The organism is Paenibacillus sp. Y951 (assembly GCF_056786395.1).
The window spans coordinates 1-15,916 of sequence record NZ_JBXCIY010000007.1 but is presented as its reverse complement, the minus strand read 5'-3'; the positions used below and the strand labels follow the sequence as shown (position 1 = coordinate 15,916).

At 38.0% G+C, this 15,916-nt stretch carries 17 protein-coding genes; 3 read left to right on the top strand and 14 right to left on the bottom strand.

What is annotated here, in order from left to right:
* Window positions 1-218 precede the first annotated feature (218 nt).
* A complete protein-coding gene (locus AC1TPB_RS11555) occupies window positions 219-794 on the top strand; it encodes a MepB family protein (protein ID WP_482076619.1) in 576 nt (191 codons plus the stop codon).
* Between the two features lie 59 nt (window positions 795-853).
* A complete protein-coding gene (locus tag AC1TPB_RS11550) occupies window positions 854-1,768 on the top strand; it encodes a restriction endonuclease (RefSeq protein ID WP_482076618.1) in 915 nt (304 codons plus the stop codon).
* A 231-nt stretch (window positions 1,769-1,999) separates the two neighbouring features.
* On the opposite strand, the gene larC2 is transcribed toward AC1TPB_RS11550, so the two are convergent.
* The 11 genes from larC2 to AC1TPB_RS11495 form a co-directional block, all read right to left on the bottom strand.
* A complete protein-coding gene (gene larC2 / locus AC1TPB_RS11545; RefSeq protein WP_482076617.1) occupies window positions 2,000-2,467 on the bottom strand; it encodes a nickel pincer cofactor biosynthesis protein LarC2 in 468 nt (155 codons plus the stop codon).
* 35 nt (window positions 2,468-2,502) lie between these two features.
* Complete coding sequence (gene larC, locus AC1TPB_RS11540; RefSeq protein ID WP_482076616.1) at window positions 2,503-3,525, bottom strand: nickel pincer cofactor biosynthesis protein LarC; 1,023 nt, start codon at window positions 3,523-3,525, stop codon at window positions 2,503-2,505.
* The gene (larB, locus tag AC1TPB_RS11535) at window positions 3,506-4,276 is read right to left on the bottom strand and encodes a nickel pincer cofactor biosynthesis protein LarB (RefSeq protein ID WP_482076888.1); all 771 of its coding nucleotides are present in this window, start codon (window positions 4,274-4,276) and stop codon (window positions 3,506-3,508) included. Before larB ends, larC begins: the two co-directional genes overlap by 20 nt.
* A 139-nt stretch (window positions 4,277-4,415) precedes the next feature.
* Window positions 4,416-5,888, bottom strand: a complete 1,473-nt coding sequence (locus AC1TPB_RS11530; protein WP_482076615.1) for a gluconokinase — start codon at window positions 5,886-5,888, stop codon at window positions 4,416-4,418.
* A gap of 92 nt (window positions 5,889-5,980) precedes the next feature.
* Window positions 5,981-6,784: an ATP-dependent sacrificial sulfur transferase LarE gene (gene larE / locus AC1TPB_RS11525; RefSeq protein ID WP_482061792.1), complete on the bottom strand. Its 804-nt coding sequence runs from the start codon at window positions 6,782-6,784 to the stop codon at window positions 5,981-5,983.
* A 154-nt stretch (window positions 6,785-6,938) separates the two neighbouring features.
* A complete protein-coding gene (locus tag AC1TPB_RS11520; RefSeq protein ID WP_482076614.1) occupies window positions 6,939-7,709 on the bottom strand; it encodes an SDR family oxidoreductase in 771 nt (256 codons plus the stop codon).
* Window positions 7,710-7,779: 70 nt separating this feature from the next.
* Complete coding sequence (locus AC1TPB_RS11515; RefSeq protein ID WP_482076613.1) at window positions 7,780-7,932, bottom strand: hypothetical protein; 153 nt, start codon at window positions 7,930-7,932, stop codon at window positions 7,780-7,782.
* Entirely contained in the window at window positions 7,926-9,194 is a 1,269-nt protein-coding gene (locus tag AC1TPB_RS11510) for a nickel pincer cofactor-dependent isomerase, group 22 (RefSeq protein ID WP_482076612.1), read from the bottom strand. Before AC1TPB_RS11510 ends, AC1TPB_RS11515 begins: the two co-directional genes overlap by 7 nt.
* Window positions 9,195-9,445: 251 nt before the next feature.
* Window positions 9,446-10,306: a sugar phosphate isomerase/epimerase family protein gene (locus AC1TPB_RS11505; RefSeq protein WP_482076611.1), complete on the bottom strand. Its 861-nt coding sequence runs from the start codon at window positions 10,304-10,306 to the stop codon at window positions 9,446-9,448.
* A gap of 21 nt (window positions 10,307-10,327) precedes the next feature.
* Window positions 10,328-11,470, bottom strand: a complete 1,143-nt coding sequence (locus AC1TPB_RS11500; RefSeq protein ID WP_482076610.1) for a Gfo/Idh/MocA family protein — start codon at window positions 11,468-11,470, stop codon at window positions 10,328-10,330.
* Between the two features lies 1 nt (window position 11,471).
* Complete coding sequence (locus tag AC1TPB_RS11495) at window positions 11,472-12,362, bottom strand: sugar phosphate isomerase/epimerase family protein (RefSeq protein ID WP_482076609.1); 891 nt, start codon at window positions 12,360-12,362, stop codon at window positions 11,472-11,474.
* A 190-nt stretch (window positions 12,363-12,552) separates the two neighbouring features.
* Here AC1TPB_RS11495 and AC1TPB_RS11490 point away from each other — a divergent pair, with 190 nt between their 5' ends.
* A complete protein-coding gene (locus tag AC1TPB_RS11490) occupies window positions 12,553-13,797 on the top strand; it encodes a helix-turn-helix domain-containing protein (RefSeq protein ID WP_482076608.1) in 1,245 nt (414 codons plus the stop codon).
* Window positions 13,798-13,990: 193 nt separating this feature from the next.
* Here AC1TPB_RS11490 and AC1TPB_RS11485 read toward each other — a convergent pair whose 3' ends face one another.
* The 3 genes from AC1TPB_RS11485 to AC1TPB_RS11475 form a co-directional block, all read right to left on the bottom strand.
* Entirely contained in the window at window positions 13,991-14,437 is a 447-nt protein-coding gene (locus AC1TPB_RS11485) for an NUDIX hydrolase (protein ID WP_482076607.1), read from the bottom strand.
* 622 nt (window positions 14,438-15,059) lie between these two features.
* The gene (locus AC1TPB_RS11480) at window positions 15,060-15,266 is read right to left on the bottom strand and encodes an IS3 family transposase (RefSeq protein WP_482076606.1); all 207 of its coding nucleotides are present in this window, start codon (window positions 15,264-15,266) and stop codon (window positions 15,060-15,062) included.
* A gap of 139 nt (window positions 15,267-15,405) precedes the next feature.
* A partial coding sequence (locus AC1TPB_RS11475) for an IS3 family transposase (RefSeq protein ID WP_482076605.1) occupies window positions 15,406-15,916 on the bottom strand: 511 nt, incomplete at its 5' end.

Below are 15,916 nucleotides of genomic sequence, written 5' to 3'. Positions count from 1 at the left end.
TGAAGTGTCCTTCATCAAGTTATTGTCTTAACTTTAAGATAACATTATACTATCACTATTCGTTTGTCAATCTCGTCTTAATTAATCTTCCTAAAATAAACAGCTATTTCGTTTTCACTTATGATCGATTGAACGATACGAACTTAAGTTCTATAATATTAAGTGTACTTATTAATAAATGACTTATAAGTGAGATGAATATGTGGAGGAATGCATCAATGATAGAACTAGACTCAAGCTCTTCGAATCACAACACCATCGTTCATGACGAATTAACGTCTTCTACTCCATTACACGGTGATCTAATAGAAGTGATAGAACGTATCTACGCAACACCTGAATTACAATGTACTCAACTTCTAGCAGAACCACATAACGCCGAATACGGTTCTTATTACTTTAAGTTGAATACACTTAACATCAGATTTCGTGTGGCAAAGATCACACCTACCAAAGTCGGTCAATTTGTAACGATATGGGAGCGTAATGAAAATGGAACAATACAGCCGTATGACATATCTGAAGCTGTTGATTTCTATGTCATTTGTGCTCGCGAAGGCAACAACTTTGGTCAATTTGTTTTTCCATCTTCTGTATTACGTGATAAGGACATTTTATCCGAACAAGGAGTCGGTGGAAAAAGAGCCATACGTATTTATCCACCTTGGGATGTTCCAACCAGTCGTCAAGCACAAAACACTCAGAAGTGGCAATTGCCTTATTTCTTAGTCTTGTCTCTAGATATTCCTATAGATGAAGAACGTGTTCGTCAATTGTATACGACGCTTGGTTAATATTATGTTTTATGAAAAAGTTGTAATGTTAAATATATAAAGAAAAGAGATGTATTTCTATGTCTGAAAAGATAATTTTTAGCCCTTCATTAATTAACAATGGAGAAATGTCGCTTGATAGTTGGATTGATATTATGAATTCAAACGATAGAAATAGACTATATCCTAATAACTGTTTTCCCTCAGATCAATTTTTAACTGAATATGTAACCAAAATTAAAGATGTAAATGAGTCAGACTTTAAAAAACTAATAAGAATGCTACTTGTTAACAGTTGTTCATATGGTATAGATGAGTTGAATGCAGATTATTACAGTCTTCGGGGAATTAAAGAGTATTCAAATGAGTACATCAGAAGACTTATAGAAACTGGTGTAGGTTATGAGGGGATTACTTGGATTTTAGATTTAGTTAGTTATTCTCCAAAGACTACTTTAAGCATTATTGAAGCTTACACAGGTGTACATATTTCGACTTTACCAGATTCTGCAGTTAATGGACTATACGATGCACAAGTTTTAATTAGAGCTAAATATCTTCAAAACGATTATACTCCACATACTCTTCTAGAACTTAGTTCCAGAGAATTTGAATGTTTAATAGCTAAACTATATAGCGAAATTGGTTATGATGTAACATTGACTGATGCTATAAAGGATGGAGGAAAGGATGTATTAGCACTAAACAATACTCCTGGTAAAAAGGAAAAGTTGTATATTGAATGTAAGCGATATAAAAATAATGTAGGTGTTCTTTGGGTGAGGGCTTTATTGGGGGTAATTTCAAACGATAAAATAACTAAAGGGGTGTTAATAAGTCCATTAGGTTTTACAAAGGGAAGTATTACTTTAGCAAATGATAATTCCAGAATTGAATTATTAGGTGCTAAAGAATTGATTGAATTACTCGATGATCATTTAGGAAAAAATTGGTTTGATTTCATACCGAAATATGTACAAGAATTTGATAAATGAACCGCCTATAAAATACCTAATTCACGCTACCGACATGCGCCCCTGGTTGAAAGTACAATAAGAGGAAAAGCAAGCTCACTAACACAGACGCCCACCCGAGATTAGTGCTCTCTAATATAGGCGTCTGTTGTGAATACAAAAACTGTATCCGTAGAAAAAACCACTATTTCTGGCCCAACATGCTGAGTTAGAAATAGTGGTTCAGATAACTACATAACGCTTCACCATTTATCAAGCTTCATGTCTTCTAACGGCTGCATACACTTCTTTAAGAGGAATGTGAAACGATGTCGCAATCGCTCTACAATCTTCGTATTCAGGAGCCCACTGAACGAGTTGTCCATTGTGAAATCCTTTCTTGACATTGATTGTACCCCACTGCGTTTCTACTTGTTCATACGCGCGTTCTAAGCGATGTACTGTTAACGGGTAATAGCGGATGCCAAGCGTTGTTGTTTCGCGAAACAATATATCTTTCATAGCTTCTAATTTATCAACAGAACAAAGTAGTTGTAATAATGTACCTGGCCTATTTTTCTTCATAAATATCGGTGTGTAGTACACATCATTCGCTCCACTATTAAGAAGTAAATCCATCACATAGCCTAACCATTCACCGGGAATATCATCTAGGTTGACTTCTAACTTATACATTTGGTCATCGACATGCTCATGCGATGGTGGATGAATGTTCTCCATCCTATTCACTCCCTTCATATACGACAAATGATCCACTACTCTCCAATAATTACTCTAAGTACATTAGGGTGCTTAGGGAATGTTTTTGTACCCGCACCATAACCAACGGCTTGAACCTTCATCGACGGTAGATTACAAAATTCATTAACAAGAACGGCAACAAAAGCAGCACCAGTCGGCGTCGTCAATTCCGAACGAATATCTGACTGCTCAATGGGAATGCCACGCATGATCTCTAGTGTAGCAGGAGCGGGAACTGGATATATACCATGATCAATATGAATCTTGCCGTTGCCAACTGGAACAGAGGACGATTTGATAACCTCAATCTGAAGTTGTTCTAGTAATATGGCTGCACCAACAATATCAATGATCGAATCAACAGCACCTACTTCATGGAAATGAACCTTGTCCAATGGAAGTCCGTGAATTAATCCTTCTGCCTCACCAATTTTGCGGAACAAACGTAAGGATGTATCTTTCACAACTTCAGACAATTGCGACTGTTCGATCATATGCACGATATCCTTGTATGAGCGATGGTCATGGCTATGATCATGTGAATGCTCATGTGTATGGCTATGTCCGTGGTCGTGATCATGAGTATGCTCATGCGTGTGACTATGTTCGTGGTCGTGTGTATGGCTATGTCCATGTTCATGATCGTGTGTGTGACTATGTCCATGTTCATGGTCATGTGAATGCTCATGCGAGTGACTATGCCCGTGGTCGTGATCATGTGTATGCTTATGTGTGTCGATATGTCCGTGTTCATGCTCATGTGTGTGGCTATGTCCATGGTCATGTGAATGCTCATGCGTGTGACTATGTCCGTGTTCATGATTATGTGTATGCTCATGTACCAAATTCACATTAAATTTGGTACCCGTAATACCATTTTTTATTACTTTTACCCAAGACAATGTATACTCTTCTTGGATATTAAGTTTTTTCAATTCTTCTTGCATGAATGCCGCGTCAGCGCCAGCATCAATTAACGCTCCAATAAACATATCTCCGCTGATGCCAGTTATACAATCAAGATAAAGTGTTTTCATTATGTTGACCTCTCTCGCTCAGTTTGTGAATTAAAGCGGCATTATAGCCTCCACCAAAACCATTATCTATATTAACTACGCTAATACCGGAAGCGCAAGAATTTAACATCGTTAACAATGCGGATAATCCATTGAAATTTGCACCATAGCCAACACTAGTTGGTACGGCAATAACAGGATGTGATACTAATCCTCCAACAACACTGGGTAAAGCACCTTCCATGCCAGCAACGACAACGGACGCTACCGCATTTTGAATCTCTTCCGCATGGAACAATAAGCGATGAATGCCAGCGACGCCAACATCGTATATCCGATGAACTGGGCAACCAAGCACCTCAGCTGTAACAGCAGCTTCTTCTGCTACAGCTATATCAGATGTACCTGCTGCAATAATAGCAATATATTGTTGAGACTGATCTTTTTTGTGGAAATCTTGCACCCAATATAGAATCCGCGCTTGTTCATGGTAGACCAACTGCGGAATGGAATGCTGTACTTCACTCGCTTTATCGACAGATATACGTGTAATAAGTACTTGATCTTTGCGTTGCAGCATCGCATTAGCTATTGCAATAATCTGTTCGGACGATTTGCCTTCTCCGTAGATAACCTCAGGGAATCCTTGTCTTTTCTTGCGGTCATGGTCAACTTTAGCAAAACCCAAATCTTCGAAGGCACTTAATTGTTGCTTCGCTACATCAACGGATAGTTCGCCATTCTGTACTTTTTTCAATATATCCTCTAGCAACATCATCACTCCTAAAACTTTTTATTAACTATTTAATAAAAAGTAGCTACGAAAGCATATACTAAAACTTTTCATATTGCTTTCAATTATACTTCGTGTTAATGAAAAGTACTTCGGAAGCATTAACATTTTTTCCTTATTAAAATAATTGTGCAATGACTTGCTGTACAGAAATGTACTTTTCATAAATCGCTTTATATTTCTCGCTATTCTCAGCAATCGGAACGACTGGTTCATTCATAGGTATATAATTTTTAATATCCTCGAATGAAGAAGCATGTCCCAGTGCAACTAATGCCGTCCATGAGGCACCCCAAGCAGCACCATTATGGCTTTCTGAAACATAAATATTGGCATTAAATATATCTGCTAGCATTTGCAGCCATACTGAGGAGCGTGCCAAACCACCATTAACAAACACTTTATGCGCAGGTCCAATCGACTGTTCAAGCGCATTACCTATTTGATATAGATTTAACGTAATTCCTTCTAATACAGCTCTAATGAGATGTTCACGACGATGTGAGATCGACAAGCCATAGAAATTACCTTTAGCATCCTGATTCCATACTGGCGCGCGTTCTCCATTGAGATAAGGTAGAAATACTAGACCCTCTGAACCGATCTCTGTTAGTTCTGCTTCTGCGATAAATGCAGCAAAGTCACCCTCATATTGCAGTAAATCCTTTGTCCATTGCAATACTACACCGCCGTTATTTGTCGGCCCACCAACGATGTAAGTATCACTGCTGAAAGAATAGCAAAATGTAGATTGTGCCTCACTTACTTGGAAAGCTGAAGTAAATTGACGGATAGCACCACTCGTGCCAACAGAAATAGCAACTTCACCTGGTAAAATTGCCCCACTGCCTAGATTGGCAAGTTGTCCATCTGCCGAACCAATGACGAACGGTACATCTGTAGAAATCCCAACTTCTTGAGCTATTTCTGTACTTATTTCGGTAAGTATTGTAGTTGGTTCAACGATTGTTGATAATTGATCACTAGTGATATTCGTTAATTGTAGTAATGTAGGCTCCCATTGCAATGTAACAGGACTAAATAGCCCCGTAGCTGATGCCATTGCATAATCAATCAAACGTTTACCAAACCATTTATAAATAATAAATTCCTTTGCGGACATAAAATATTTAGCTTCATTATAAGGAGCATAGTTTGTTTCTTTCATCCACAGTAACTTCGTAAAAGGTGTCATAGGATGTATAGGTGTTCCAGTTAACTTATAATAATGTTGTTTGTCCTGATCGGATAAAGCACGTACTTGTGCTACACTTCGACCATCTGCCCATGTAAGGAGCGGGGAAATCGCCTTACCTGAAGGATCGACACATACTAGCGAATGCATCGCAGCAGAGAAAGAAACAGCCAGTAGCTCCCCATCGATAATATTAGCTTTTTCAATTAATCGCTTTAGTGCTAATACGGCAGAACGTTCAATATGTTCGACATCTTGCAGGGCATACCCTAGCTTGGGATATTCCGTCTTATTCATCTCTTCCACTTCAGCTATAGTATGACCGTCGGTCTGAAATGCACATGCTTTAACACTCGTGGTCCCTAGATCAATTCCTATTACTAGTTGCCTTACCATTGTTAATCTTCCTTTCAGATATGCATCTATGAACAAGAACAATACAAACCCTAGCTAATCGTGGTTTCTATCGTTGCTCACAACGTTAAGCGTCAGAGAGCAAGCACTTTATTCATACTGCCACTTTGGTAACCGAATAAATCCATTGTGACATATTTATATCCATAATGCTGCAATTGCGCAACGATTACCGCATGATTTTCGAGCAGAATAGGCATATCCGCTAATTCTACTTCAATTCTGGCAATCTCCTGATGGGTACGAACGCGTACTTGGCGAATACCCAATGACTTCAAATATCGTTCAGAAGCATCAACTTTTTGTAATTTCTCATTCGTAATCTGTTCACCGTATGCGATACGCGATGAGAGACAAGCGAAAGAAGGCTTAGACCAAGTGGGCAGATTAACAGATTGGGATAACTCCCTTATCTCTGTTTTGTAAAGATCAGCTTCCAGTAATGGACCTCTGACGCCACGTTCTTTAGCAGCTTGCATACCTGGGCGATGCTCATTCTGATCATCAGCAATGACACCGTAAATAATGTTTTTATAATTTTTTTCTTCAAGAATTGGTAATATATGATCAAATAAACTACTTTTACAGAAGTAACATCTATTTTTATTATTCTCTGAATATCCTGGAATTGCTAATTCGGAAGTTTCAATGACGATATGTGTAGCGCCAATAAGAGAAGCAAGCTCTCTCGCTTCTTCTAATTCACTCGAAGGATATGTTTCGGAATCCGCCGTAACAGCGATAACATGATCAGTACCTAATGTATCTATCGCTGCCTTTAACAAAAATGTACTATCTACTCCACCAGAAAATGCAACGACTACACTTTGCATTTCTCGCAAAATCGATTGTAACTTTTCATATTTCGCTGTCAGCATCATTTCTCCCCCTTAAACTTTTCATAATCTTGTAATGAAAAGTACGTCGAAAGCATTAACTTAAACTTTTCATAATCTACTTGGTAAACCTCTCTTGTAATGAAAAGTACGTCGAAAGCATGATCTCGAACTTTTCATAAACTACTCAAACCATTTAGATGGTCATACTACCGAAACCGCCATCTACTCGAATCAATGCACCTGTAACAAAGCTAGATGCTTGTTCTGAAGCAAGCCAGACCGCAGCACCTTGCAATTCCTCAGGAGTTCCAAAACGTTGCATCGGTGTATGCTTCATTATTGATTCTATGCGATCAGGGCTCAAAATTTTACGGTTTTGTTCCGCAGGGAAGAAACCAGGAATAATGGCATTAACACGAATACCATGAAGGGCAAACTCTCTCGCCAAATATTGTGTAACACTGTTCAATGCCGCTTTAGAAACAGAATACGTAAACACTTTAGAAAGTGGTGTTGTTGAAGAAACAGAAGATATATTAATAATACTACCTGAACGCTGTTGCTCAATATTTTTCTGAGCGAAAATTTGACAAGCTTGAACGATACCTTTCAAATTAACATCCATAATATCATCGAATTCCTCCATTTCAAGTTCAAGAAAAGGAGTACTGCTGTTTTTACCTGGTGCATTCAATAAAATATCCCAACCACCTGACCATGCTTCGATGTCAGATGCTGCTTGTAGTAAAGATTCACGGTCACTAACATTCGCTTGAAAAGCTTTTGCTTCACCGCCATTAGCAATAATGGCTTGTACAACGTCTTCAGCCTTTTCCATATTGCGTCCAACGATTGCAAGTTTGGCACCGTGCTCAGCTAATCCGTGAGCGATAGAAGACCCAAGCACACTATTTCCTCCAATAGCAACTGCTGTTTTACCTGTTAAGTCAAATAATTTACTCATATCCATCTCTCCTTAGTTGTAATGGTAATTCAAAAAGCAGACTTTGATAACGATGAGTATGCTTCGAAGGTTATTCGACATCGAATATGAAGCGAACTTGGAAAGTACGGTTCGCGTGTACGTAATCATGTACACTTGCGCTTCCGCCTTTCTCAAGTAGCGCTCCATCTTCTCGGTTCTGCAAGCCTGCTTTTTGAATCTTAGTTGTAATGTTTTCTACCACAAATTCCCGTTTTCAGCGAAAGGTATTTCATATAATGGAGTTATAACTTCCATCTGCGGATGTTGATTAACATATTCTATAAGTGCTTCTGACACTTCAATTTCGCTTAATACTAATGTGTTTTTAATACGAACCATTTTCACTTCAGTAAAATCAAGAATATTACTTGTCTTAATCGCAGCTTGTATCGTTTCTTTATCATTAGCTAAAGTCGTAGCAATCTTTGTAGGAGCAACTACAGTTGAAGTAAGTCCATTTGCATAAGTTACTTCAAGATTCATCTTATCTACTAGACGTTGTGTTGTGAAATCTGCGGTACCTACGCCATTGGCATTCCCTTCTGTTGCTTCAGTCAAATCTAGCACGACCATTTTATTAACATCTGGTCCGCCATGGGCATACGGAGTAGGGTAGCGTCCTGTAATGTTAGGATCCATACCGTCACCGCTAATATTTTTTCCGATTTGATCAATAACTAGTACTTCTAATTGTTCGAAAAACAACTTCGGTAGCAATGATTTTGCTTGTGTTTGCAAACTAGCTTCTTTCTCTATAATTTCTGCTGGAGTCAATGTTTCCACAACCGCAACTTTATCAAACGCATTTTCAACTGTCGCAACACCGAATAAAATAGGCTTTTCAGCCATAATCATTTTCGCCATTGCAGGAACATTTTCAGCCATATACTTGAAACCAAGTTGGTGACACGCTTCCGCACCTTTTTGCTTGCCAAGTCCAATACTGATCATTTTCATAATACCGCTTTCAACTGGACCACGAAAAGCGGTATGTGGCTTAATACGGTTAATAACAACGATTCCATCAGCACTTGCAGCATATTGATCTACATAGACAGGAAGACCATTAGGTAGTTCACCTAGCTTCACAACTTCCATGGAAGAGCGGATTTCACAACCAACCGATTCCTCTGTTACGCCGAGATGTGCAAGCACTTCACGCTGTCCTTCAGCCGTAGCACCACCATGACTGCCCATACTAGGCACTATAAACGGTTTAGCTCCAAGATCTTGCAAAAATTTCACAGTGCATTGCGTTAATTCAACAAGACGATCAAGCCCGCGACTACCAACCGCAATGGCAATTTCCATGCCAGGCTTAATCTGTTGGACAATTTCATCACGATCTAATTTCACTAATAATTGTTCACTCAAATTTTCAATGTGACTGCTATCAAAAGTAACCTTTACTTTTGCCATTTTTGGAACAGGAATATCTTTAACAAGCTCTTGTAGAATACCCATCAACATTCACTCCATTTCATATACGTTGTATATAATTTTATCAAATAAATTAGATTTCATGTGAGAAAGAAAAGAATAACTCTATTTTTAATTAGTATAGTAAACTAATTAATTAAATGATATCATTGCTCTTCCTAAACGTCAACGCGATAATTCCCGTTTTCGGCATCATTATTTAGTCATGATGATAGCATAAAAGTATGTGAATGCTAACTTACTAGCTTCCACATACTTTATTTGCATTTTATAAATTAGATCCAGTCACCATATCCTTGACGAACTAAATATTGCTTAGAATCTTCTAGACAATCAAACGGATCTCTTCCATTCGTATCATCCTGTTCTATGAAGAAGTGTTTCACACCACTTTCTAACCCTGCATCGATAATTGCCGGAATATCCAAAGACCCTTGTCCTAATTCTGCAAACTCAATAATATTAGTGAACTTCTGCATAAACTTAGACATATCCTTAAGATCATCTTCGCCTACAGTTAATCTGCCAACACGATAATCCTTCAAGTGTAATAATCCGATTCGTCCTTGGAAGCGATTAATAACCGCAACAGGATTTTCTCCACCACGCTGAATCCAGTGAACATCAAGTTCAAACCCAAGCTTTGTTGTATGATTACGCATCATATCAATTAGATACTCTCCATCATATTTCTCAAATTCTACATGATGATTATGATAATAAAGTTCTAATCCATGTTCAGCTAGTCGATTCGCCATAGCTTCAGCATCCGCAATATATTGCATCACTTGGTCTTTATGTCCCATAATCGCAAGAGGCATCAGTCCAATGCGAATATATTGACAATTAAGCTGTTTGCAATCATCGACAATTTTATCAAAATGAGTCGTTAAAGACTCACCTGGATCGTTTTCACCTTTGCTTAATGGAGCAGATACCGCTGCGATTTGAATGCCGAAATCTTCACTAGCTTTTTTCAATTGTGCTACGTTTTCTGCTGTCATCGCTATTTGTGTCACTTCAACGGAATGAAATCCCATTTCATGTAGCTTCTCTAGTGTCGCATATACACCTAGCTCTTCAACTTTTTGTTTCAAATTGAACATTTGAACGCCTATTTTTGATTGCTTCGTCATCACTTATTCACTCCATTCGTTTTATTGTTCAGCTGTGATCTTCTTATTCAATTCAGACAAATACAACTCTGGATCTATTGGTAATTCCACTTCTTTGTTCAACCAACTAGACAGAAGAATCGCATTCGCTAATTCCACACCATGAATACCGTCGCTGCCTGGAGCTAGTAATGGCGCACCTTCAAGAATATGTGCTGCAAAGTTTTCGAATACTGCAATATGCTGTGCTCCCCATACGCTTTCAAATTCAATAACTTCCTCAGAGTAGATATCAGCTGTACTGCCGCCCATAAAGATATTCATAACATCTGCCATACTCATCGAGTCACTCATCTCGCGCTCAGGTTTAGTTAGACGTTTAATTGTGATCTTCTTACTATCATCAACAACGATCTTACCTTTATCACCAAGAATTTCAAAACGATCTGTTCCGACAATATCATGCGTACATGTAACAAATACGCCCGTTGCACCATTCGCATATTCCATCATTACCGTCACTTCATCTTCAACCGAGATGTTACGCTGGTAACCATATTTCACATTGGAATATACTTTTGTTGGCATGCCTGCAATCCATTGTAATAGATCAAGCTGATGTGGCGCTTGATTAACAAGTACGCCGCCGCCTTCACCTTTCCAAGTTGCTCTCCATGCACTTTGATCATAGTAACCCTGCGGTCTCCACCATGTTGTAATCATCCAATTCGTACGACGAATATCTCCAATCTCACCATCATCGATTAATTTTTTCAAGGTTTGATAAAGAGGATTAGTACGTTGATTGAACATAATACCAAAGGCAATATTAGGCTTAGTTTGTGCAAACTCATTCAATTCTTTCACTTGCTTCGTATATACACCTGCTGGTTTTTCTAGTAATGCATGAATATCTCGTTGCAAAGCTGCAATACCCATCTCTGGGTGTAAGTAATGTGGTACACATGTAACGATTGCATCAACCGTTCCACTATCAAGCATTTCGATATAATTATCGAAAAATGGTACATCTGGATAGTTTTCTTGTGCCCATTGCTTTTTAGCAGGATCTGTATCGCAAATTGCACCTAGCTCCGTATTTTTCACTTTACCTTTAGTAATAAATTTAACGTAAGCTCCACCTTGCGCACCGATACCGATAATTCCCATTTTTAGATTTGTCATCTTATTCAGCCTCTTTCTCAATAGATTGGAGTAAATCAACTAAAGCATGAAATTGTAACACATAGGCTTCCTCACCTGTCATACCTTTATCGTCTTTAATAATATGTTCAGCAGCTTCCAACTCAAGGTCTTTCAAGGAATCGAACAATACTAGATGCGGCTCTAATGTCAAATATCCTTCATAGCCATTAGCAATCACATCGGTTAATATTTCCTTGATTTTCCCCTCTCCTGTGCCACAAACAACATTTTGCTGGCTAGTAGAAACTGCATCTTTAATATGAATGTATTCAATATGAGGCTTCAGTAACTGATAGCATTCCCATGTATCTTCACCGCATTGTACAAAATTCGCAAAATCGAAAATTGCTTTGAAATAAGGGGAATGAACAGCCTCTAGCATCTCGTAGCAACGTCTTGCGATATCACCAAAAATATCTTTTTCATTCTCATGAAGCAAGATCACATTATATTTAGCAGCGATTGCAGCAAATTGGCTTATTTGCGAGATAACTTTATTATGGTATTGATCTGCATCCTCGCCTTTAGGAATGTAAAAGCTAAAAATACGAATGTATTTACAATTCAACACATTTGAAATTTGACATAAACGATCTAGCATAGTAAGTTGCTGTGCAAAACCTTCATCATCAGTAATGAAGATTTTCCCAATCGGTGCTCCTATGGATGAGACAGCAATCTCATATTCATTTAACTTCGGCAACACTGTTTGTTGAATCTCTTCAAGTGTGAATTCTCCAATATTTCGTCCATAAATGCCACGTAATGATAAATATTTCATGCCAAGCTTACTAACAACTTGCAATTGAGTTACAAAATCAGATGAGATTTCATCCGAAAATCCAGATATGTGTAGTTTGTCATTGTACAACTCCATCTCTCCTATAACTTTTTATTTTAATGAAAATGCAACTTGAAATATAACGAAAATTAAAAGTAGCTTCAAAAGCAAGATTTGCTATCGAACAATTTCAGTTTACAAGAGAGCGCTTTATTCATCTCGTATATTATTGCGATTAATAGTAAAATGTTGATATAATTATTACAACTTCTGCAAAGGAATGAGTACAATGAACAATGCACCAGTGCAGCAATTAAATCAACTTCTAAAATTCACTTATACATTTTCAGGAGTCGAAACCATCTATATGGATACGCATCAAAATATGTTGTTTGCCTATGGGCCGATGCATATTCCTGAAACGTTGCAACCTCTATTTGAAACTGTTCGCGCCAATATATTACATCAACTTAACAAAACGCAGCATCATATTCAAGTCCATGTCACCACACAGCAATTGATATATATTTCAGTCAATATTCAAGGGGATTATCGCAATGAGGGTACGGTAATCATTGGTCCTTTTCTGCAAATAGATCCTTCGACAATTCAAGTTCAAGATATATTATTTCAGCATCATTGGTCACTTTCGTTGTTGCCTATCGTCCAACAATATTATTTGTCGTTACCATTAATAAGTAATGAAAAGCTCAATCATATTATCGAGTTCATTCAATACATATTCCAACATTCAACGCCTTCTTCTACCTCACATACAGCTATCGAAAGTAAAAACTATATCAGCGCAAATCTCTCATTATCTCCTCCTGCTGAGAACATTGAGAAAATGCATATTGTTGAGGAACGATATCGTAACGAGAATACATTAATGAACGCTGTCCAACAAGGTAATTTATCATTAGTGGAGCAACTATTAATTACAGATGAACATCCTAAATACCCTTTGGCTGATCGTTTTCCGAATGATCCATTGCGCTCTAGAAAAAATCTAACCTTTGTGAGAAATACGTTACTTCGTAAAGCAGTTGAAAACGGTGGAGTGCATCCCGTATATATTGATAGTATTTCCGAAAAATTTGCGATTCAAATTGAAAAGACTACTAATATTAAGCAGCTCGAAGCACTTCAAAATAAAATGTGTTTGGAATATTGTAAATTAGTACAACAATTATCGCTGCTCTCCTACTCACCATACATCCGTAAAGCTTTGGAGTTTATAAGATGGCATCTTGCCGAAGATATAACACTTGCAAAGATTGCCCATGAAATAGGTATTAACAAATATGAGCTGTCCAGATCATTTAAAAAGGAAACAGGTTTAACCTTTCCAGATTATATTCACCATATACGACTGAAGGAAGCTCTTCAGCTGATGAACAATGAAAACCTCTCAATCACTGATATCTCATATATGGTTGGCTATAATGATGTGAATTACTTTATTAAGGTGTTTAAGAGGCATTATGATGTTACTCCCCATCAATATCGTCAACAAGAGAGGTAGTTCAAAATCACTGACTGTGATCACGCGGTAAAGCACTGGAGTATAGTCGGCTTCGAAGATGCTGACAGCCAATGATTTTGAACCATTATTTAAATGGCTATGTTAAATCTTAATGTTGATTTTCAACATAAAAAAACCGCCCTACTTGGGAGGCGGCGTATTAAACTATCGTTCTCCGTTAGAGCTTAACGAATTATCTTTTGAAATGTTGTTTAAATACTGATTCGGCAATCTCTAATAGCTGAAGCCGTAACCCCTCACCTTCAATTTTTGAAATAATTTGGCGCGCTGTTTCAAAATTCATAGTCACTCTTCCTGTTGTTTCAAACCCATCGGGCATGATTCCATACTCTTTTACTCTAGCCATAACAAAAACAGTGTATGTATCCGTACTCTCCCAATACCAAGCAGCAATGGGTACTCTTTTAGACTCTAAAATAAGACCTGCTTCTTCAATTGTCTCACGGTTTAAAGCTGTATCAATATCTTCATTAACTTCAATTCTCCCACCGACTGTTGTGAGCGCCTTCTCATTTTTATCCCAGACCATAATAATTGAGCCATCTTCGGTAATTGGTATGCTGTGTACACCGGCAATTTTTTTATCAGTCGGAAATGTAGCATTTAAAGGACGTAGCATTATATCCCTCCAATTTCACATGATTCTACATGTATTCATTGGAAAGATGGTAAAACCTTCTTTCATTCTTGTCCGATATATGGACAAATGTACTCATCCACATCTTAAGTGCTACCACGCAATCCTGCCCGTTAGCCATACATGCAGCGCAAGAGCGGCGCTGCACCACAGAGGATGAAAATGGATACCTCTGTCTATACTGTTTGTACGGTTGGCGAAGAAGGTCGATAAGCTATGGTGCCTTAGAGCCCAACCGTTAGTCTGACTCCAACGACCACGGTGCATCACAGATTGTCGCTCCCTTTTGGGAAGCACTCATGGGAGATTAATCCTACTCTTGTTTTTGCACCAGCCTTGCCTTTATTAGTTGTGGAATGTTGTTTTTCGGTATACCTAACTTTATAAAAAATCACATAAGGCTCAGCACTTTTTTAAAAAGTGTTATTCTGAGTCTTCTTTATTTTGCTCTTTTTCAGGTTTTGAGCTGATTTCATTTTCATGGGAGCTTAATAAAAAGAGCAGGATAACTATGAAGTGCTCCCTGTCAAGTGGACAGTGTAAAAAACAAAAATAGTTAGGTTAGATACCTCGGCTCGTTTTAACAGAGCTGAGGTTCTTTTCGTTATGGAGCTCTTCGGTATTCGTTAGGTGATAAGTCATCCAAACACTCTGAATAGCGGTAATTGTTGTAATAGCGAATATAGTTACTAACGTCTTTGAGGACGTCTTCATAAGTATTAAATTTGGTAAGATAATAGCTTTCTGATTTGTAGGTACCCCAAAATCGCTCAATAGGTTGGTTGTCCAAGCATCGGCTTACACGAGACATACTTTTTATAAATCTGTATTTTACTTGATGTCGATTATACTCATGAGACGTGTACTGGAAGCCTCTGTCGCTTTGGAGAAGGGGAGTGACACCCGGATTCTTTAAACTGTACCCTTTGTAAAGGACATTTCAAAAAAAGCTAGCTAACTTGAAGAAGCTGTTGTCTGTACTTTGCAGGCGGCAGTTTTTTTAGGTTCCACTGCCCTCGAAAATGATTGTAATAGATCATATAACTTTTTACTTCGCGTTTCACATCGTTTAATGTCTCACAGTTTTTCAAATCTGTTTCATCTTTGAAATGTCCAAAGAAAGATTCTTGTGGAGCATTATCCCAACAGTTTCCCCGACGTGACATAGATTGTCCTAACTTCATTTTCTTCACTAACTTTTGAAATTGAGGATTGGTATAGTGGAATCCCTGATCCGAATGAATAAATGCATCTTTCACGACATGCGAATGATTGCGTTTTAGTTGATATAGCGTGTTTAAGGCAATATCTAAGGTGATCTTATCCGATACTTCATAAGCTAAAATCTCATTCGTTTCAGCATCTTTAATCGTCGACAAATAAGCACGTTTACCGTAAGCGTAGGTTAAGTAAGTGATGTCTGTTAATAATACCTTGCCTGCGACACCTTGCTTAAAATGG

Coding starts and splice junctions, on each gene's coding strand:
- AC1TPB_RS11500 (WP_482076610.1), bottom strand. CDS start 11,470: ATGACAAATCTAAAAATGGGAATTATCGGTATCGGTGCGCAAGGTGGA.
- AC1TPB_RS11520 (WP_482076614.1), bottom strand. CDS start 7,709: ATGAGTAAATTATTTGACTTAACAGGTAAAACAGCAGTTGCTATTGGA.
- AC1TPB_RS11505 (WP_482076611.1), bottom strand. CDS start 10,306: ATGACGAAGCAATCAAAAATAGGCGTTCAAATGTTCAATTTGAAACAA.
- AC1TPB_RS11510 (WP_482076612.1), bottom strand. CDS start 9,194: ATGGGTATTCTACAAGAGCTTGTTAAAGATATTCCTGTTCCAAAAATG.
- larE (WP_482061792.1), bottom strand. CDS start 6,784: ATGCTGACAGCGAAATATGAAAAGTTACAATCGATTTTGCGAGAAATG.
- AC1TPB_RS11480 (WP_482076606.1), bottom strand. CDS start 15,266: ATGTCTCGTGTAAGCCGATGCTTGGACAACCAACCTATTGAGCGATTT.
- AC1TPB_RS11555 (WP_482076619.1), top strand. CDS start 219: ATGATAGAACTAGACTCAAGCTCTTCGAATCACAACACCATCGTTCAT.
- AC1TPB_RS11530 (WP_482076615.1), bottom strand. CDS start 5,888: ATGGTAAGGCAACTAGTAATAGGAATTGATCTAGGGACCACGAGTGTT.
- AC1TPB_RS11485 (WP_482076607.1), bottom strand. CDS start 14,437: ATGCTACGTCCTTTAAATGCTACATTTCCGACTGATAAAAAAATTGCC.
- larC (WP_482076616.1), bottom strand. CDS start 3,525: ATGAAAACACTTTATCTTGATTGTATAACTGGCATCAGCGGAGATATG.
- larC2 (WP_482076617.1), bottom strand. CDS start 2,467: ATGGAGAACATTCATCCACCATCGCATGAGCATGTCGATGACCAAATG.
- AC1TPB_RS11550 (WP_482076618.1), top strand. CDS start 854: ATGTCTGAAAAGATAATTTTTAGCCCTTCATTAATTAACAATGGAGAA.
- AC1TPB_RS11490 (WP_482076608.1), top strand. CDS start 12,553: ATGAGTACAATGAACAATGCACCAGTGCAGCAATTAAATCAACTTCTA.